Below are 20,041 nucleotides of genomic sequence, written 5' to 3'. Positions count from 1 at the left end.
ATGTCTTGATGATTCCACAGTTTGAAAGTAGTGAGAGACATGTGCGCCCAACTTAATATGTGTGGAGGAATAACTGGTCCAACCGGGGCCACGGGTTCAACGGGAGTAACTGGCCCAACGGGAGCCACGGGTTCATCCGGAGTAACTGGTCCAACCGGTGCAACGGGCTCAACGGGAGTAACTGGCCCAACGGGAGCCACGGGTTCATCCGGAGTAACTGGTCCAACGGGGGTAACCGGCTCAACCGGAGCCACGGGTTCAACGGGAGTAACTGGCCCAACGGGAGCCACGGGTTCAACCGGAGTCACGGGTCCAACGGGAGTAACCGGCCCAACGGGAGCCACGGGTTCAACAGGAATAACTGGTCCAACGGGAGCCACGGGTTCAACCGGAGTCACGGGTCCAACGGGAGTAACCGGCCCAACGGGAGCCACGGGTTCAACCGGAGCCACGGGTTCAACGGGAGTAACTGGCCCAACGGGAGCCACGGGTTCAACCGGAGTCACGGGTCCAACGGGAGTAACCGGCCCAACGGGAGCCACGGGTTCAACAGGAATAACTGGTCCAACGGGAGCCACGGGTTCAACCGGAGTCACGGGTCCAACGGGAGTAACCGGCCCAACGGGAGCCACGGGTTCAACCGGAGTCACTGGTCCAACGGGAGCCACGGGTTCAACGGGAGTAACTGGCCCAACGGGAGCCACGGGTTCAACCGGAGTCACTGGTCCAACGGGAGCCACGGGTTCAACCGGAGTCACTGGTCCAACGGGAGCCACGGGTTCAACAGGAATAACTGGTCCAACGGGAGCCACGGGCTCAACGGGAGTAACTGGCCCAACGGGAGCCACGGGTTCAACAGGAATAACCGGTCCAACGGGAGCCACGGGCTCAACGGGATCGACGGGTTTAACGGGAGCCACGGGCTCAACGGGATCGACGGGTCCAACGGGAGTAACTGGCCCAACGGGAGTAACTGGCCCAACGGGAGCCACGGGTTCAACAGGAATAACCGGCCCGACTGGAGCCACGGGTTCAACCGGTGCAACGGGCACAACTGGTGCCACAGGTCCAACAGGAGTAACTGGTCCAACCGGAGCCACAGGTGACACAGGTCCAACCGGTACTAGTTTAACAACTAACTCGATGTACGCATCCAATACGTCGGGAAGTACGGTGCTGGTTGTTTTGGGCGGAACGGCAGTGACGCTGCCTAATAACCAAAGTTTAGATGGATTTACCGTAAGTGGTGGTAATACGGTGTTTACTGTACCTGTTTCAGGACGATATTTCATCACGTATCAAGTAAATACAAACGCTGCACTTCTGGCAGGAACAAGAGTAATTAACAACGGAACCCCCATAGCAGGGTCTATTTTAACACCTGCTTTATCTACATCTACCTACAATGTATCTCTCATTACAACACTTGCAGCAGGGAATCAAATTTCTCTTCAAATATTCGGTTTAGTCGCAACCGTAGTATTACTTGGCGGGGGATCTGTTGGAGCGGCATTAACCATTATCAGATTGGAATAAATCCAAAAAGCCCAATAAGGGCTTTTTTTCAATTCAACCGTGTCCTTTAATAGAAAAAAGACGGATTTTTTAGTGTATGCATCATTGACTAGGAGAAAGAAACGCAATAACAAAGGAATCGGTTATTGAAGATTCAAGTGATTCATATTAAAATGATGTCAAATGGACGAATTAGCAATTGCTAATAGAAGTTCCATATTTAGTGAAATCATGTGGTGTAGCTGAAGGTGATTGGGGGTGTAGAATGAGCAAAGTTCCTGTGGCGGAATTGGCATCACTATTAAATGACTGGAACATGGAAATCAAAAAAGATCATGCAGATGAGGCAGAACGGCTATTTGCTAAAGCGAAACAAGCAGTAGAGGAAATTGATGATGCTGACATCCTCATGTATTATTCTCTTCTTGAGAAAAGGCATCATATTCTGATGTACAATTTAAGAGGGCAAAAAGGCAATGTTTCAACGAAAAGTAAAGAAGGCCATTATGGGAAAAAAGATGATGATTTGTCTAATCGCCTTGCTTACTATTTTGATTTTTATGAGGGTGTGTATGAACAGCATCAGGGGAATTATGAGGTTGCATTACAGATGTATCAAAGTGCGGAAAAGCTCTTAGATAAAATTCCAAGTGAAATCGAACGCGCTGATTTCGATTTTAAGGTCGCGTGGCTTTACTATCGCCTGAGTCATATCATGCTTTCATTAAGTTATATTCGCAGGGCTCTACACGTCTATAAACGTCACAAGCACTATGAAAGAAGAACTGCACTTTCATATTCTCTTATTGCAGCCAACCTTACAGAGATTGGCAGGTACGAAGAAGCGCTTGAGAATTATCGTTTGGCGGAAGAGGTGTTGACGAGCGAACAGGATGATTTTATGCTGGCTCAGCACCATCATAATGTCGCCATTTTATATTCATTTTGGAATAAACCGAAAGAATCTATACGACATCTTGAAAAAGCATTGTCTCATCAAGAGTATTATGATTCAGATTTCTTTTTCCATTCTACGTATCTGATCAGCCGGGAACTCTGTGTGATTGGTGAAAAGCAGCGTGCAAGTCAGTATATAGATGCTGCATATGCCCGAATGAAAGAAGCTTCTCATGAAGTGTTTCAGCTCAAAATAGGCATCGTACATGATCTTTACTTAACGAATGTGCCACAAAGATTTCAGCAAATTAATGAGAAATTAAGAAAGTTAGAAGAAAAGAATGAATATCATGAAGTGAAAGAGCTTTCTCACTTTGCTGCAAAGTATTGTGAAAAGCAAGCACTTTATGAGCAGTCTGTTTTTTACTTGAATAAAAGTTTAGAAGCGGATTTACATATGAAAAGAATGGGGTTGATATAAGATGAAAACAGGATTAAAAGTATTATTCGTTGTGGGTTTAGCGGTCGCTGCGGCTGTTTTAACTGAAAATGTAGCGGGTTCTTTCGAAGTAGCAGAAAAAATCATTGGTGGTTAATCACCCAATCATTTCTCGCCCTTGTTGATGATGATCAGCAAGGGTTTTTTATATGTGTGAAAATAGGCTCTTCTTATTAAACGCTGCAAGAACGTTTAATAAGAAGAATTCGCAACAAAGGGGGTGTGCAAATTTGTTACCTGCTCCATTATTCTAAATAAATATAGGGCAGAGCAACAAGTTAAAAAGGTCACCTTTCTTTGCTTAATTTAATTTTTTGCAGGACTTTTCATTCAAATTTCATCAAATTGGTCTATAGTACATAGAAATTGTTACAAAAGTGGGAACACCGCTCCATTTGTCACGCATATGATGAGATGAAGTGTAAGTTGAAGGCAGGTGATTGTATGGATCCTCGGGTATATGGAGGCTTTCATGGCGGCGGTTTTAGCGGAGGTGCAGTGGGCCCTCATATTGGCTTTGGCGGGTATTATGTGAGCCCTGGCGTATTCTCGGGCTTAGGAGGTTACCCTGGATATGGAGGGTTCGGGACGTTTTCTGGATATTCTCCATATGGCTCCACATTCATTATGGGGCGTCCTCCTGGTTTTTATGTAAGAAGTTATTAATGTTTTATCACAGTGGTTGAAATAGCCATCTAAGATTGGCTATTTCAATTGGTGAAAGTGCTTAAATGTAGCTGTGATCACGATAACCCCTAGGATGCAAATAGGCAGCCAAATGATGATAAACGGATCGTACGCATCTGTGTATGCTGCTAAAGCAGCTCCTAGGCAGTAAAAGACAATAGAACCGATTCGCAGCAAGCTCACATGTTGAATAGGGGCTTTTCTTTTTTCCCGATTTGATAAGCGCTGCGCCAAATCTTCAAATAAGTTAGCAAGTGTACTCGTTAAAACTGTTGTAGAAATGCCAGCGACATTTAATTTGCGTGCGGCCGCCGTTTGCATGCCCATCGCCATACTTAAAAGGATAATCAGCATAAAATAAGCACCTTGCGTATAAGGAAAAATGGTCATAAGAGCAAATAGAAGCAAGATGATGACTTCTATGATAAAGATGCGTGTAACGGCTTTTGGCCAAAATGTTTTTTCTTGTTTTCCACCTATGACAACAGCTAGTAAAACACCTAGAACAAATCCGCTAAGTGCCGTGATGGAATGAAGAGCGGTTAACTGCAATGAACTGCCTGCTGCAATGCCAAGCAGTACAATATTTCCCGTCATATTTGCTGTAAACACATGCCCCAGGCTTAAATAGCCAATAACATCCACTATTCCTGCGGTAAGACATAAGAACATCAGGGCAATGTTTCGTATTGAGTGTGCGGTCAAAATAGTCATCCCTTTCTTCCTATCTAATGAATAAGTGTAACGCTTAATGACCGCGTATGTCCATTTTATGAGCTGGTAACATGTCCTGCAGCTGATATAAAACTTGTCGAAAAGAATCATCATTCACATGGTGCCTCATTTTCCGGAATGGATCGCCTTTTTCCTTTAGACGTTTCATAACAGCCGGCATCGTAAATAAAGAAGGGTGACAGTCTTCGCTATTTAATTCTTCCCATTCAATCGGTGTTGCAACAAGTCCAAGCTCGTTTCCTCTCGGGGAATACGGGGCGATGATTGTTTTTCCAGCATCATGTTGAAGGTAGTCTAAATATAAACGGTTGCCGCGGTTTTTCTTTAGACGCTCTAGCGTAAACAGCTCGGGTGCTTGTTCGCATAAAAATTGGCAAATGAACGCAGTGAATTGTCTAGTTTGTTCATATGTGAAGGCATTTTTCTTCAATGGGATATAAACTTGTAGCCCTTTCCCACCACTTGTTTTAATAAATGCGGTGAGAAAGAGTCCATCTAAAATGGCCTTGATTCGTTTGGCTGCTTCTATTGCTAGGTGAAACTCTTTAACAGAAGGCGGATCTAAATCAAATACAATTTCTACAGGCCGATCTGTATCTCTCGTTTCAAAAGGAATATGAAATTCCATCGCCAGCTGGTTACCAAGCCAAAGCAACGTATTAGGATCATTACAGATTGTGTAAGACATATCGTGCGCTTGATCTGTCTCAACAAAATCAGGCGCATAATCGGGCGTTGCCTTTTGATAAAAAGATTCTCCACCAGTGCCATGAGGAAAGCGTATTAACGTAAGACGTCTTTCACGTAAAAAGGGCAATAAATAGGGAGCGGCTTGCCTCAAATAAAGTAAGTAATCTGCCTTTGTGATATGAAGGGCAGGTACAACCGGTTTCTCTGGGTGGGTGACGTCAATCAAAGCTGGGAGCGGATAAAGCTGTTTGAGCATGTGTTGAAAGGTACACGTTGCTGGATCTGCAGCGAATAAAAACGAAGAAAACCGGGGCTCTCGTAAGGCTGATCCATCAAAAGAGATACAGGCAATCTTTGCGACAATGGATGGTGGGATTTCATAATGTGATGCTCCAGTCATTTGACCTTTGGTTAGAAATAAGGTGCGCAGGGTTTGTTCTTCTTCTTTAGAAAAACCATGCTTAAATTGGACAACCTCTAAGAGATTCGTTTCTTGATAAAGACATCCTTGAAAATAGCCATTGTCTTTATCAAAACGAGTCACGATGACAGATACATACCGCCAATTTTTGATTTTGAGCCATTCTTTCGAGCGGGTATGCTCCTGCCATTTACTCATTTTCTTTTTAGCAACTAATCCTTCCGCTAAATAGGTCAGCATGATTTTTTTCATGTCATCAGGGCTGCTATCGGTTTGGATGATTTGAAGAAGAGAGGGGTGATTCAGCTGAACGGAGGGAGGAAGATTTGCAGCTTGGAACACCTCATGCAGCTCAGCTTTTCTTTCAATCAGCGGTAAATCAACGAGGGATTTCCCTTTGCATCTCAATAGATCAAATGCAATCAAATGACATGGAAACCGCTTAGCCTGGCGTTGAATGGTTTCTGTGTTTTTCAGGCGGCCTCTTTGCTGAACTTTAGTAAAGTCGCTTTCTTGTTCACTCAGTAAAAAGACCAATTCTCCATCTAGGGTCAGCGGTAAAATAGGTGCAAGCTGCTTTGTTAGTTGCTGGCACTGCTCAATGACTTCAGGAAATTGTTTGTTTAATCGTTTTCCCGCTCTGCTCTCTAAATGGATGGCGTCTTTTTCCCAAATAAGAATGGCCCTGAAGCCGTCATATTTTAATTCATACAGCCAGTCTGCTCCAACAGGAATACCATGTGCAGACGTTAAACGCATCGGTTTCATTGTGTTTTTCACTTCCTTACATCATGTGTTCTTATGGTGGGATGAAATTTTCATAAACATACATAACTCTGATGAAAACATTACATAGTAAGGAGAAAAGAACGGAGGCGTTACGATGCATACAGTATGGAAGGGCGGCATTAGCTTTGGACTGGTGAATATTCCAGTCAAGCTGTTTACCGCTACAGAAAACAAAGATATTAAATTAAGACAGCTTCATAAAGAATGCCATACGCCGATTAACTACAAAAAGGTTTGTGCTAACTGCGGCGAGGAGGTAGCGCCAGAGCAAATTGTAAAAGCGTACGAGTATGCCAAAAATAAATTCATTGAATTGGATGAGGAAGAACTCGAAAGGCTGAGAAAAGAAAATGAAGAAAAAGCCGTCGAAATTATTGATTTTGTGAAGATAGAAGAAATCGACCCCATCTATTATGAAAGAAGTTATTTTCTATCTCCAGATACCGGCGGAGCAAAGGCTTATTCATTATTAAGAAAAGCGTTGCAAGAATCAGGGAAAATCGGTGTAGCCAAGATCATGATTCGCTCAAAGGAGCAATTAGCGATTGTTAGGTGCTACGAACATATTTTACTAATGGAAACCATTCATTTCCCTGACGAAATTAGGCAAGTATCAGACGTCCCCAATATCCCGCAAGAGGAAAACATCGTGAAGAAAGAGTTAGATACAGCACTCCTTTTAATTGAGCAGCTGACCACCACATTCGATCCAGCCGCTTATCGGGATGAATACAGAGAGCAGCTGATGAATGTCATTGGAGACAAAATTTCTGGAGAACATACCGTTCAACCAGCAACGACAGGTAAAAAAGAGGCTTCATCCAATGTCACTGATTTGATGGCCGCTTTGCAGGCTTCTATCGATCGATCAAAACCAGAAAAAACGAAAAAAGCAGCACCTAAGAAAAGAAAAGCACCCGCTAAAAAAGAAAAGAATGCATAAAGAAAAGACCGCTCGCCAAAGGGCGGTCTTATTTGGGCTTCACCACATCCTGAATCGTCCCATCTGTTCGGTGGATGACAACTGCTGTTCCTTTTTTAGATGAAATCTCTTTCGCGCGGTCGATGGCTTCCTGTTTCGTTTCTTTTACCTCACTTGCACGCTTCGCTTTTTCAGTTTGAACCGCCCAGCTTTCATCATGTTTCACGACATGCTGCGCATGATCCATGAGCTCAGGTCGTGCAGAGCTGCTTTTCTTAGAAGGAGTCACAGAACCATGAGAGTGAAAGTCCTCCATTTCTTTTTCCGTCGCATTCTTTTTCCACTCTTTCGCTTGATTGATCGCAATTGGAATCGCTCTACCTTCTTCATAGCCTTCCTGCACCATTTTGTTGGAAATCTCAAGTGCTTTTTTTCGAATGACTTTGTCTAGTGATTGGAATGAAGCTGGATAATCTTCCATTGTCCAAGGCATATTGAACGCTCCTTTCTTTTATTTGAACACCTTCCCCCATATGCAATGGATCAAACATTTAACCATCTCAATCCAATGGCTTGGTTGAAATACATCGTTTTGCTGAGGAAGAATGTTTTCAATTCCTGCACAATAGAAGATAGTAAAGGAGTGATTGAAATGATGATGAAAGGCTTGTATGAAGCACATTTACCTGTGAGTGATTTGAAGGCATCCATTTCTTTTTATGAAAAATTGGAATTAACACTTGCTCATGAAAATGAACGAGTGGCTTTTCTATGGATTGAGAAAGGAAAGAGCTGGCTTGGCTTATGGAAGGCTGATATATCCACTATTCCATATCATCCAGCCACTCGACATGTTGCGTTCCAAATAGAAACATCCAGCATTGAGCAGATCAAAGAATGGCTGATAGAAAAAGGGATCAGCATACATCCGATGTTTGGCTTTTCGGAAGAGCAACAGCCTTTAGTACTTGATAATCCGCCACAATTTCATGCCGCGATTTACTTTCTTGACCCAGATGGCAATTTGCTTGAATGCATTGCACCGCTTGAAATCGATGCAGGAGAACATCATGAGATGATGACATTTGAAGATTGGGAAAGAAAGAAACATCCGTTTATTGATTGACAAAACCGCTTATTGTAACTATATTGATTACAACGGTGGTGAAGGAATGTGAAACAAATTAGCAGCAGATATACCATTGCTGTTCATATCTTGTCTTTTATTGCGGGTGTTTCAAAAGAGTGCACAGGGGATTTTATTGCAGAAAGTGTTAATTCAAATCCAGTCATTATCAGAAAAATGATGGCTATGCTCAAAAAGGCGGATCTCATTGAGATTCGCCGAGGAGTTGGCGGTGCTTCTTTAAAAAGGCCGGCAGAGGACATTACTCTACTAGATGTGTACCGGGCTGTGGATGTAAGCGAAGATGAAGAGTTATTTAACTTTCATCAACCAGTCATTGCATGTCCAATTGGTCAAGCCATGGATACGAGACTGCGGCAAGAACTTAAAGAAGCACAGTCCGCACTTGAGCATCACCTTAAACAAGTGACAATTAAGCAATTATTAATCGAGGCGGAGTAGAAAAAGCTCATACATAGAGCTTTTTTTACCCCTTCGTTGTAACCATTTCGATTATAACGAATGATCTGATGCAAGAAACCAGCTGCTTCATACATGAAACATCACCGTTGAACGAAAAATGAGGAGGTCAAATCAATGACATTATTAGTGACAGGTGCAACAGGACAACTTGGATCGCTCGTCGTCAAACATTTGCTCGCAAAAGTACCAGCTGAACAATTGGCGGTCAGTGTTCGAGATCCGCAAAAAGCAGTTCATCTAAAGGAAGCTGGGGTGGATGTGCGCAAGGGAGACTTCACACAGCCGGATACACTTCAATCAGCGTTTCAAGGGATTGATCGCCTTTTGATCATTTCGTCTGGGGATGGAGATCGCGTGAAGCAGCATATCAATGCCATCCAAGCAGCGAAAGCAGCGAATGTGTCATTTATTGCTTATACAAGTGTTGTCAATGCAAGAGAAAGTCAGCTTAACCTAGCACATGACCATGCAAAAACAGAAGAAGCAATTTTGGCCTCTGGCATACCTCATGTTTTTCTAAGAAACAATTGGTATGTGGAAAATGAAAAAGATACGATTCTGGCATCAGTGAACGGAGCGCCGTTTATCAGCCCAATTGGTGAAGGTAAAGTCGGCTGGGCAACAAGAAATGACTATGCAGAAGCAGCAGCAAATGCGTTAACACTGCCGGCACATGATCAGGAAATCTATGAATTGTCAGGACCGCTTCGCACACACACTGAACTTGCACAAATGGTCAGCAAAGTGAGCGGGAAAGAAATCAAAGTAGAGCACATGGATGTAGATACATTTGGAGAATTTTTAGCGTCAAATGGTGTACCGAAAGAAGCTGTTCCATTTGTCAAAGCGATGCAAAGCGGAATCCGCGATGGGGCATTAGCAGTCGAAAGCCATGATTTCGAAAAACTATTAGGCCGCTCTTTAACACCTATTGAAGATAGAATACGAGAAATGATGTCAAACTAAACATGTAAAAACGCCCTGTAAAAAGGGCGTTTTTTCTATCCTCATTGAGCCATTCTTTTGAAAATATAGGTGTAATGTCCATTTTGTCGTACATATTCTTGTATGTAGATGTTAGAATTTTATGAGATGATTCCAGCAAATGAATGACGCTTACTTTATTATGAAATACATTATTCAAGATATTCATTTTGTTTTAATCCTATTAAACAGCAGGATGTGATGACATGTTACGCAAAGCCTTCCTCTCTTATTTGACTGCCAGTATGATCACAATCATCGTCATTATGATTGAACTCGGTTTTCGTTCAGCTGTTGTTTCACCATTTGTTTTACTTGATTCGAACAAAGAAAGCAACCCAAAAGTATTCGTCGCTCATTCGCTATATCAGGGTGACGTTTTATTAACCTATCAAGACGGTTCTTTCAATGGCCCATCAGAAGCATCCCTTCAATTAAGTGGAAAGTACATAAATCTCACACAGATCCCATCTGCGAATGGAATCAGTATGATTGAAACAAACAAAATAATGAATGATAAGGCATTGGTTTTTCTAAGAAAAGGCTTTGTACCTATCCATGATGATACGATCATGATGGAACAGGTAACGCAAAATCCCTTCTTTTCTACATACAATCTAACGAATCTAACAGAAACAACTAAGATCAACACAAACTTTAAGTATAGCATCGCATTTGTTACATTCATGACTTTAATGGGAATTCTTTTGCCCGCTTTGTTATTTTTCCTATTTAACCTTCATGAATCGATGAAAAACCTATTCACATTATTCATTCCCTTTGTTCTAGCCATTTTTCTTCCCTTGGGATTAAATTATTATTTTTTAATGGGATACGTGCTATCAGTTACAGGATCTTATGTGTTGAGTATGATTCTCTCTATACTTGTGCCTAGTTTCCTGTCAGTCTTATTGACAGCTTATTCATTTGAGTATGTGACAAAAGATTCTTCTGATGTATTAGGAGAAAATGAAGACACTTTAGGAAATTCATTCTTCCTGAACGTTAGGGAGCAAGCCGTTTTATTTGGTGCTATCACATTATCCTTGATATATTTCGGCTCTTATTTAGTCATGCCTTTGGCGTTTCAAGCGAAGGTTATGGATCACCTTTTTCTATTTTGTGCTTGGTATTTCGCCCTAGTCATCTTATTTATTATGGGTTACTCATTCATTCAAAAAATGATAAATAAGTATGAAGTCTTACGGACGGACGAATTCATAAATATTTGCACAGATATTGAGCATCAAACGAACCAAAAGGTAAAAATATGGGTAAAAAAAGACTCACGACATGATGTGAATGCCTGGATATATTCATTTCAACTTCCATTTAGAAGAAAAGTCAATCTATATGTGACGGAAGGGTTATTAGATAAGTTTGATACAGAGGAAATTCGTGCGATCTTATTCCACGAAATGGGACATGTAAAATTAAAACATGCGCATTTCACCATTTACCTCACTGTGATTGTCACCTTACTTATGGGAATCATTATGTATTATGCCAGACAGGTGATGCTTGCCAATGGTTGGTGGCAATATATTTTGTTGTTCCCAGCAGGGATATTGATCATGATATTTATGACGGAGTGGTTGCCAAAGAAAATGAGTCGGTTATTTGAGATTCAGGCGGATCGCTTTGCTGTTCACCATCTTGAGAATCAAACTCTATATCTCAATACTTTGATAAAATTAAGTCATTTGATTGAAGAAGATGGAGATGACGGAAGAAAATCTGAATGGCGTGAAAGTCATCCTTCTTTTGAAAAACGAATTCATCACATAAAGAAAATCATGAAGTGAAGGCGGTTTGTGTGAATGACGACACTTCCTTCGGTAGTATGAAGAAATAAAAACATGAATGTTCTCAAACGCCCTGTAAAAATGGCGTTTTTTTCATGTACCTTCACAAGCACGATATCCAAATTTTAAACAAATCCGTTCGTTGAAATTTCAGAAATTTGGGATTAAAATGAAATGAAGGGTCATTATTTAGTCATCAGATGACCAGACATAAATCAAGGTGCAGCAAAAGAAAGGAAGTTCGCCGATGAGAGTCAGTTTATTTGTCACCTGTATCATTGACACGATGCAGCCACATGTAGGAAAGGCGACTGTTGAGGTGTTAGAGCGGCTCGGTGTTGAAGTAGAATTCCCTGAAGCACAAGTGTGTTGCGGGCAGTCTGCCTTTAACAGCGGCTATACAAAAGAAACAATCAAAGCGGCCAAAAATATGATGAAAGCCTTTGAATCAGCTGAATATGTCGTCACACCATCAGGTTCTTGTAAGGCCATGTTTTTAGAATATCCGCACCTTTTTAAAGAAGACCGAGCGTGGTTCGCCCGTGCTCAGGCACTTGCTGCGAAAACATATGAATTAACGGAATTTATTGTTGATATATTACATGTAACAGATGTAGGTGCGAGTTTGAAAGGAAAAGCCACCTATCATACCTCCTGCCATATGACGAGACTGCTTAGAATTAAGGAAGCGCCTTTCACACTGTTGTCAAATGTCAAAGATTTAGTGATGGAACCATTGCCTCGCGCTGAAAATTGCTGCGGATTTGGAGGAACTTTTTCAATCAAAATGACACCCATTTCTGAGCAGATGGTTGATGAAAAAGTACAAAGCATAGAGGAGACAGGCGCTGAATATATCATTGGTGCTGACTGTGGATGTCTGCTGAATATCGGAGGAAGACTGAATCGTCTTCATAAGCCTGTCAAAGTGATGCATATCGCAGAAGTGTTGAATAGCCGCTGAAGCTAAGAGGGGGAACGGCACATGAGTATGAAAATTGGAGAGAAGGCTTTTAAAGAGCGGATCGGCGAAGGATTAGAAGACGCTGTGATGAGAGGAGCTGTTTCCTCTGCACAAGAGCGTCTGTATAAAAGACGGATGACTGCAAGTGAAGAGCTTGGAAACTGGGAAAAGTGGCGTGAACTTGGAGAGGACATCAGGCAGCATACACTGGCCCATCTTGATGACTATTTATATCAATTAAGTGAGAGCGTGAGTAGACGTGGAGGTCATGTGTTTTTTGCAAAAACAAAGGAAGAGGCATCGGCGTACATTCAAGATGTAGCACAAAAAAAAGCAGCAAAAAAGATCGTGAAATCAAAATCAATGGTCACAGAAGAAATTGAAATGAATCAAGCGCTAGAAGAGATTGGCTGCGAGGTAGTTGAAAGCGATCTTGGAGAATATATTCTTCAAGTTGATGACCATGAACCACCTTCACATATCGTGGCACCAGCCCTTCATATGACGAAAGAACAAATACGGGAAGTTTTTCACGAAAAGCTTGGATATGATATGTCAGAGACTCCTGAAGAAATGACCAAATTTGTAAGAGCTTTGTTACGAGAAAAATTTCTTGAAGCAGACATTGGTGTGACGGGCTGTAACTTTGCTGTGGCTGACACAGGATCGATTTGTCTTGTGACGAATGAAGGGAATGCGGATCTTGTCACGTCCATTCCAAAGACACATATCGCAGTCATGGGGATGGAGCGGCTTGTACCAACGATGGAGGAGCTCGATGTCCTTGTCGGTCTATTGTGCAGAAGCGCAGTAGGTCAAAAGTTAACAAGCTATATCTCTGTCGTGGGGCCAAAAGGAGAAGAAGAAGTTGATGGGCCAGAAGAGTTTCATTTGGTCATTGTGGATAACGGACGGTCAAACATATTAGGGACGGAATTTCAGCCAGTTTTGCAATGTATTCGGTGTGCAGCCTGTATCAATGTGTGCCCCGTTTATCGGCATGTTGGCGGTCATTCGTACGGATCAATTTACCCGGGTCCGATTGGTGCTGTTCTTTCGCCGCTACTTGGAGGATATGACGACTACCAAGAGCTTCCTTTCGCCTCAAGTTTGTGCGCAGCCTGTACAGATGCTTGTCCAGTGAAAATTCCACTTCACGAATTATTAATCAAACATCGACAAGTCATCGTTGAAAAAGAGGGGAGAGCGCCTAAAGCGGAAATGATGGCAATGAAAATGTTCGGAATGGGCGCATCCACTCCTAGAATGTATCGATTTGGCACAAAAGCAGCCCCTGTGCTCTTGAAACGTATGACTTCAAACGGACAGATTTCAAAAGGTGCGGGTCCTTTAAAGAATTGGACAGAAATTCGTGACCTCCCAGCGCCAAGCAAAGAAAGGTTTCGGGATTGGTTTAAAAAGAAACAAAAGGAGGAGCGGCAATGAAAGGAACCATTTCTCATCGGGATTCATTTTTAGCACATATCCAGCAACAATTAGGCAAAAGCTCCTCCAAGCCTGCATCTATTCGGCGTCCGGTTTGGAAGCATCGAGTCAATTGGGAAACAAATGAAGGTCTGTCGAAAGAAGAATTGGTAGAGCAATTGAAGGTGCAATGTCAGCAAATTCATACGAGAGTGGTAGAAACAACGCCGAAAGAAGCAGCCTCAACGTTACGATTATTGATGAAAGAGTATGGAGAAGGTCCTGTGATGACTTCGAGCGATAGACGTTTTGCACAATATGAATGTCATCCTATGTTTCAAGCCTTGCGGAAAGAAGGAATCTCAGTCACTAGCTGGAATGCAGATACATCAAGAGAAGAAAATATAAGGCAGGCAGAACAAGCGAAATATGCATTGGTATTCAGCGATTACACACTTGCAGAATCCGGAACCGTTGTTCTTTCCTCCCATCAAGGTCAAGGGAGAGCACTTCATTTTTTACCGATGATGTATATCGTATGTATTGAAAAAAGCACAATTGTCCCGCGGATGATTCATGCTGTTTCAGCTCTTCATCGCCTAGTAGAAGAAGGAGAGCAGACGAAAGGCGCCATTCATTTTATATCAGGTCCAAGTAATTCTGCCGATATTGAAATGAATTTAGTCGTTGGTGTTCATGGGCCGGTGCGGGCTGTGTATGTATTAATAGATGATGAATGAGGGCTTTCGTGAAGAAAGCTTCAGCGTGTAGGCAAACCCTCGCATTCGGTGTCAGTCCTGCGCTTCGGTGCTCACGAATGTTAAATTCGCTCCGCTCCGATGCTCGTCCTTCCTAGGGCTGCAAAGGTTTTCTATCACGCTGAAAAGAAAACAAAGGGCTAAAATAAAGTTCATTTTAGCCCTTTGTCAACAATCTGGGGCTTTCGTGAAGAAAGCCTTTTTTATGTAAACATTCTTAAAATTCATCTTGCCTCTAGGCGAATAGTCATAGTAAGATGACGTCATACAAGATGAGAAGCTCATCTACTGCTGATGTAAAGGAAGCTGCTAATGGAAATGAAGACAAATGCTCCAAAGAAGTCGATTGCGGTGCCGCTTGTGATCTCCATCATTGCGATTTCGTTTTCGGCCATTATTGTGAAGTGGTCAAGTGCGCCTGCTGCTATTTTAAGTATGTATCGAATGATATTTGCGGCGGTTTTGATGCTTCCCTTTATTCTGCCGCGTCAAAAAGAGTTTGTCTCGTTAAAGCGGAGAGACTGGTTTTTCTTATGTATGTCAGGTTTCTTTTTAGGGCTCCATTTTGTTTTGTGGTTCGGCTCATTGAAGCTCACCACAGTGGCGAGCTCTACAATCATCATTGCACTTCAACCGATGGTGTCATTATTAGGCGGATTTCTCATTTTTCGTGAACGAACAACGAAGTCAGCCATTTTCACAATGTGTGCGGCGATTGTTGGTGCGCTCATGATTGGATGGGGGGATGTCGGACATAGCCAAGACGCCATTATAGGAGACATTTTATCCTTTTTCAGTGTAATCGCTGTTGTTTGTTATTTATTAATCGGTCAACAAGCTGTGAGAAAGATATCTCATTGGATTTATAGTTTTTGTGTATTTGGTTTTGCCGGCCTTTTTTTAATTTTATTTAACCTTATACAGCAAACGCCTTTTGTAGGCTATTCGGGTAAAGAATGGGGGATTTTCTTACTGCTCGCCATTATCCCTACCATGTCCCATGTCATTAACAACTGGCTGTTAACCTATGTGAATGCGACAACTATTTCAATGAGTATTCTAGGCGAACCTGTTGGGGCAACGATACTCGCTGTTTTACTGCTTGGAGAGAAAGTCACGCTGCTACAAATGTTCGGTGGTCTTCTTGTCCTTTTAGGTGTCTTTTTCTTTTTGATGCAGCAGCGACAAGGAATCGTGATGAAAACAAAAAAATCCGGTTAACTCCCGGATTTTTTCACTCTTTTAAATGATTTTTTTCAATTACTTTGTTTAATCTAGCCTCGACTGTCTTCAATTCCACTTGTTTTCTTCTTATCATTCGAATGGCAATCACAATGATGGTCACGATCAACGCAATGAATAGAAGAGAAAATACTTGGAATACGATATCCCCAATGTTGAATGCAGTATTCGCTTCATTAGGCATGTGTAACCCTCCTTATATCTATATATTACCATAATCAATAAAAGATTGAGATTTATCCATAATTTATCTATAATAGGTAAAATATCACTCATTAAAGGAGAACCATTATGAGAACTTTAGTCCTTTTACGAGGTCTCCCAGGTGCAGGTAAATCAACTTGGATCAAAGAACAAGGCTTAGAACCATATACATTATCAGCGGATCAAATCCGTCTGTTAACCCAGCCTCCGCAGTTATCAGTCAATGGGAAACCGGAAATTTCAAGCAAACATGATCATAAAGTCTGGTCTTTATTATTTGAACTCCTCACAGCCCGAATGGAACGAGGAGACTTTACTGTCATTGATGCAACACATGTCACAAGTAAGTCCATTTCGCAGTATAAGTCATTGGCTACTTCATATCGCTATAGAGTGTATGTCGTCGATTTTACGCAAGTGCCTCTTGAAACAGCCCTGCTGCAAAATCGCGGTCGAGAGCCGCACAAAGTAGTGAAGGAATCTGTGTTATATCAAATGAATGAACGGTTAAAGACAGAGAAGGTGCCTTCATGGGTAACCGTTTTGACGCCTGAGGAATATCCAGCCATTATGACGTATCAGCCCAGGTCTTTTGATCAGTATGAGGCCATTCACGTCTTCGGTGATATTCACGGCTGTTACACAGCTCTAAATACTTATTTGCAAGGAGACTTGAAAGAAAACGAGCTTTATATCTTTGCAGGTGATTTGCTTGATAGAGGAATAGAAAACAAGGAAGTTTTAGAATGGATGCTGGCACATAGAGAATGCCGCAATGTGATCGTCATTGAAGGAAATCATGATCAGCATCTTTACAAATATGCACATGAAGAAAAAGTGAGAAGTAATATGTTTAACCGTCATACTGCGCCTGAAATTGCGGAAGCAGGTTTTGACCTAAAAGAATTAAGGAAGTTTGTCAGAACATTTCATCAGCTCACCTATTTTACGTATCATGGTCAGACATTTCTTGTCACCCATGGTGGGCTTGCCCATTTGCCAGAAGAGCTTCTGCATGTCTCAACGCAGCAGCTTATTCACGGAGTAGGTGAATATTCAGATGACATTGACCACTTATTTGTGCAAAATACTGCTGGATTAGATATCATTCAAATTCACGGTCATCGCAATTTATATAGACTGCCTATCCAAGCGGCGGAAAGATCTTATAATCTCGAAGGTCAGGTTGAATTTGGCGGACAGCTGCGTGTGTTAAAAATCACAGCAGGCGGGATTGAGACACATGAAATTGATAATCCTGTCTACAGAGCTTCTGAAAACAAACAACCGGTCTTTGTTCAGCCCAATGTGACGCTGGATGATTTCTTAGCCCATTTAGATCAGCATGAATATGTACAAGAATTAAAGCTGCCACACGATATTTCATCTTTTAATTTCACCAAAAAAGCATTTAGTGAAAGACAATGGGATGAAATAAATGTCAAAGCAAGAGGGTTGTTTATCAATATGACTTCAAAGCAGATTGTGTCTAGAAGTTATAATAAGTTCTTTAATATTGATGAACGTCCTGAAACCAGAATGCAGCATCTAGTGAATCATCTTCAATTTCCTGTGACGGTCTATGATAAAGCAAATGGATACTTAGGTACGATTGGGTTTAACGACATAAAACATGAACTGGTGTTTACGTCCAAATCGTATACGTCACATGTGAAACAAAATCAGCATGCTGCTTGGGTCGAAGAGCTATTTTATGCGACCTTTGACGATGTGCAGGTCGATTACATCAAATCATACGTACGCGACAACCATGTATCCCTTGTATTTGAAGTCATTTTGCCAGAGAAAGACCCGCATATTATCACATATGATCATGATCAACTCATTTTACTTGATATCGTGAAGCGTCAGCTGAGCTATGAAAAAGAACCATTTGCTGAAGTGAAAAGGCTCAGTGAACAGCTTGGCATGCGGTGCAAACAGCAAGTGGCAGTGTTTCATGATTGGACCTCCTTCTATAAATGGTATCAATCTGTATCACATGATGACACAATCAAAGAAGAAGGCTATGTCATTGAGGATAACAGCGGCTTTATGACCAAGTTAAAGCTTCCTTATTATCAATTTTGGAAGCAAATGCGATCCATTAAACAGCGTGTTGCAGATAAGCGCTCCACCCAAAAATATATGCAGGCTTTGCAAACAGCAGAGCAAGCAAGATTTTATACATGGTTGCTCGAGCAAGATCCAGTAAACGTGAGAAACAGCTCAATCATTGAGCTGCGTTCACAATTTGAGCAAACGGAAGCGGGCCATTTGAATAATGACGGAATAAATGCATAGTCTAACAAAGAGTCTTTTCTAGAGAAAAGGCTTTTTTTCATGAAATCGAAAGGTGGAAGCTGAAATGCCAGATCATATTGAAGTCATACTTCGAACCATATTTGCTTTTGCTATTTTATTCGGCGGTGCCCGTCTTCTTGGAAAGCAAACCATTGCACAAATGAATATTTTTGATTTCATTGCGGCGATCAGTCTAGGTTCAATTGCGGCGAACTTGGCGTTTAATACTACGCTTCCGCTTCATCACACAACCATTTCTTTTGTGACACTTGTGATCATTATTTATGTGATTTCTTTACTTGCTTTAAGAAGCCGGAAGGTGAGAGGTTTTATGGCCGGTAAACCAACGCTTGTGATTCAAAATGGCAAAATCCTTGAAGAGAATATGAAAGGAATGAGGTATACACTTGATTATTTAAATCAACAGCTCAGAGAAAAGAATGTGTTTGACATTAGTGAAGTTGAATTTGCAATGATTGAAACAGATGGGCATATGTCAGTGAAAAAATACCCTTCATTTGATTATGTCACGCGAAAAGATCTTAACCTGTGGATGCAGGCAGAGCGTTACATGCCCATTGAAGTCATTATGGACGGAAAGCTCATTTTGAAAAACCTTCATGAAAACCAATTAACGGAGCAGTGGATCTATGAAGAAATTCAAAAAAGGCAGCTGTCTTTAAAAGACATTGTTTATGCGGTTCGTTCAAGTAATGGCAGTTTATATATTGATACATATGACGATCACATCCATTCTCCAATTGACCAAGAATGAACATATAGTTCAGACGACACCCGCGCGTCACAGAACTGCCAATATTTATAAGTCGTTTGGATGTCATCTATCTAGGTATCATTTCTCAATTATTATTATTTTCAGAAAATGTAGTGACGGAGAAAAATAAGTATGTTTAAGTATAAATAGAAGAATTTAAAATATTAATATAATATACATCAAGCGGAATGAACATTCATTCCTGATAAAACGAAAGGAGAGGATGAAATGCCCGCAGCAACTACTGATAAACAGGAGCAGATTATGAAGGCTTCTCTGGACTTATTTATTGAACGGGGTTTTGACGGTACAACGATGCCGATGATTTCGAAAAGAGCCAATGTTGGAGCAGGAACCATTTATCGTTATTTTGATAGTAAAGAGGCTCTTGTGAACATTTTATACCAGCGAAGCCTGACTGCATTTATCGACAAGGTGAATACAAACAGTCCAGACCCTAAAGCAAGTATCAGGGCTTATTTCAAACATGTCTTTTACTGCTTAGTGCTCTTTACAAAAGAGAACCCAAGTGGTCTGTACTTCTTAGAAATTGACAAACGCTCACACTATTTAGATGAGACAAGTAAAGAGAAGATGCAGCAGCTATTAAATGAGCTATTTCATATTTTTGAAGAAGGCAAAAAGGATGGAATTCATCCAAATCTTTCAGGGAGAACGATTTTATCCATTGTATTTGGAGCGTTCGTTCAGCTTCATAAACAGATTCTAGCAGAGGAAATTGAACCAACGATTGAATTTTTAGAAGATATTGAGCAATGCTTATGGCGTGCCATTAGAGTTGCATCATAAAGAAAT

19 protein-coding genes are annotated in these 20,041 nt (G+C 41.5%); 15 read left to right on the top strand and 4 right to left on the bottom strand.

What is annotated here, in order from left to right:
* Nucleotides 1-39: 39 nt before the first annotated feature.
* From ACRRMM_RS05520 to ACRRMM_RS05510, 3 genes are all read left to right on the top strand, one after another.
* Nucleotides 40-1,536, top strand: a complete 1,497-nt coding sequence (locus ACRRMM_RS05520; protein WP_432450803.1) for a BclA C-terminal domain-containing protein — start codon at nt 40-42, stop codon at nt 1,534-1,536.
* A 244-nt stretch (nt 1,537-1,780) separates the two neighbouring features.
* Nucleotides 1,781-2,893, top strand: a complete 1,113-nt coding sequence (locus ACRRMM_RS05515) for a tetratricopeptide repeat protein (RefSeq protein ID WP_035391960.1) — start codon at nt 1,781-1,783, stop codon at nt 2,891-2,893.
* 462 nt (nt 2,894-3,355) lie between these two features.
* A complete protein-coding gene (locus ACRRMM_RS05510) occupies nt 3,356-3,577 on the top strand; it encodes a hypothetical protein (protein ID WP_008343948.1) in 222 nt (73 codons plus the stop codon).
* 39 nt (nt 3,578-3,616) lie between these two features.
* On the opposite strand, the gene ACRRMM_RS05505 is transcribed toward ACRRMM_RS05510, so the two are convergent.
* Nucleotides 3,617-4,312 (bottom strand): YoaK family protein, encoded by a 696-nt coding sequence (locus ACRRMM_RS05505; protein WP_008343947.1) that lies wholly within the window; start codon nt 4,310-4,312, stop codon nt 3,617-3,619.
* A 34-nt stretch (nt 4,313-4,346) separates the two neighbouring features.
* On the bottom strand, nt 4,347-6,212 hold the full coding sequence (locus tag ACRRMM_RS05500) for a DNA ligase D (RefSeq protein WP_057079497.1): 1,866 nt from the start codon (nt 6,210-6,212) through the stop codon (nt 4,347-4,349).
* A gap of 115 nt (nt 6,213-6,327) precedes the next feature.
* Here ACRRMM_RS05500 and ACRRMM_RS05495 point away from each other — a divergent pair, with 115 nt between their 5' ends.
* Entirely contained in the window at nt 6,328-7,176 is an 849-nt protein-coding gene (locus ACRRMM_RS05495) for a Ku protein (protein WP_007499384.1), read from the top strand.
* Nucleotides 7,177-7,204: 28 nt separating this feature from the next.
* Here ACRRMM_RS05495 and ACRRMM_RS05490 read toward each other — a convergent pair whose 3' ends face one another.
* Nucleotides 7,205-7,648: a DUF2188 domain-containing protein gene (locus tag ACRRMM_RS05490; protein WP_098680466.1), complete on the bottom strand. Its 444-nt coding sequence runs from the start codon at nt 7,646-7,648 to the stop codon at nt 7,205-7,207.
* Between the two features lie 159 nt (nt 7,649-7,807).
* Here ACRRMM_RS05490 and ACRRMM_RS05485 point away from each other — a divergent pair, with 159 nt between their 5' ends.
* The 8 genes from ACRRMM_RS05485 to ACRRMM_RS05450 all read left to right on the top strand — a co-directional run bounded on the left by ACRRMM_RS05485 (nt 7,808) and on the right by ACRRMM_RS05450 (nt 15,921).
* Nucleotides 7,808-8,281, top strand: coding sequence for a VOC family protein (locus ACRRMM_RS05485; protein WP_051626170.1), 474 nt, complete (start codon nt 7,808-7,810; stop codon nt 8,279-8,281).
* Between the two features lie 48 nt (nt 8,282-8,329).
* Complete coding sequence (locus ACRRMM_RS05480; RefSeq protein ID WP_035700902.1) at nt 8,330-8,743, top strand: Rrf2 family transcriptional regulator; 414 nt, start codon at nt 8,330-8,332, stop codon at nt 8,741-8,743.
* Nucleotides 8,744-8,878: 135 nt separating this feature from the next.
* Nucleotides 8,879-9,730, top strand: coding sequence for an SDR family oxidoreductase (locus ACRRMM_RS05475; protein WP_008343941.1), 852 nt, complete (start codon nt 8,879-8,881; stop codon nt 9,728-9,730).
* A 284-nt stretch (nt 9,731-10,014) separates the two neighbouring features.
* Nucleotides 10,015-11,553, top strand: a complete 1,539-nt coding sequence (locus ACRRMM_RS05470) for a M48 family metallopeptidase (RefSeq protein WP_428828947.1) — start codon at nt 10,015-10,017, stop codon at nt 11,551-11,553.
* 247 nt (nt 11,554-11,800) lie between these two features.
* Nucleotides 11,801-12,517, top strand: a complete 717-nt coding sequence (locus ACRRMM_RS05465; protein ID WP_144740177.1) for a (Fe-S)-binding protein — start codon at nt 11,801-11,803, stop codon at nt 12,515-12,517.
* Between the two features lie 21 nt (nt 12,518-12,538).
* Nucleotides 12,539-13,963, top strand: a complete 1,425-nt coding sequence (locus ACRRMM_RS05460) for a LutB/LldF family L-lactate oxidation iron-sulfur protein (RefSeq protein WP_060781072.1) — start codon at nt 12,539-12,541, stop codon at nt 13,961-13,963.
* A complete protein-coding gene (locus ACRRMM_RS05455) occupies nt 13,960-14,682 on the top strand; it encodes a LutC/YkgG family protein (protein WP_428828948.1) in 723 nt (240 codons plus the stop codon). The genes ACRRMM_RS05460 and ACRRMM_RS05455 overlap by 4 nt, the downstream gene beginning before the upstream one ends.
* A 330-nt stretch (nt 14,683-15,012) precedes the next feature.
* Nucleotides 15,013-15,921: a DMT family transporter gene (locus tag ACRRMM_RS05450; RefSeq protein WP_039167701.1), complete on the top strand. Its 909-nt coding sequence runs from the start codon at nt 15,013-15,015 to the stop codon at nt 15,919-15,921.
* A 13-nt stretch (nt 15,922-15,934) separates the two neighbouring features.
* Here ACRRMM_RS05450 and ACRRMM_RS05445 read toward each other — a convergent pair whose 3' ends face one another.
* Nucleotides 15,935-16,126, bottom strand: coding sequence for a hypothetical protein (locus tag ACRRMM_RS05445; protein WP_052320290.1), 192 nt, complete (start codon nt 16,124-16,126; stop codon nt 15,935-15,937).
* Nucleotides 16,127-16,233: 107 nt separating this feature from the next.
* On the opposite strand from ACRRMM_RS05445, the gene ACRRMM_RS05440 reads away from it, so the two are divergent.
* The 3 genes from ACRRMM_RS05440 (at nt 16,234) to ACRRMM_RS05430 (ending at nt 20,035) form a co-directional block, all read left to right on the top strand.
* The gene (locus ACRRMM_RS05440; RefSeq protein WP_052320289.1) at nt 16,234-18,450 is read left to right on the top strand and encodes an RNA ligase; all 2,217 of its coding nucleotides are present in this window, start codon (nt 16,234-16,236) and stop codon (nt 18,448-18,450) included.
* Nucleotides 18,451-18,514: 64 nt separating this feature from the next.
* Nucleotides 18,515-19,225, top strand: a complete 711-nt coding sequence (locus tag ACRRMM_RS05435; RefSeq protein ID WP_017359590.1) for a DUF421 domain-containing protein — start codon at nt 18,515-18,517, stop codon at nt 19,223-19,225.
* A 228-nt stretch (nt 19,226-19,453) separates the two neighbouring features.
* Nucleotides 19,454-20,035 (top strand): TetR/AcrR family transcriptional regulator, encoded by a 582-nt coding sequence (locus ACRRMM_RS05430; RefSeq protein WP_428828949.1) that lies wholly within the window; start codon nt 19,454-19,456, stop codon nt 20,033-20,035.
* Nucleotides 20,036-20,041 lie beyond the last annotated feature (6 nt).

Origin of the sequence: Bacillus sp. XT-4 (assembly GCF_050864245.1) — a bacterium.
In the GTDB taxonomy this organism is placed as follows: Bacteria; Bacillota; Bacilli; order Bacillales; family Bacillaceae; genus Bacillus; species Bacillus altitudinis.
This window is presented reverse-complemented; position numbering and strand designations above follow the sequence as displayed.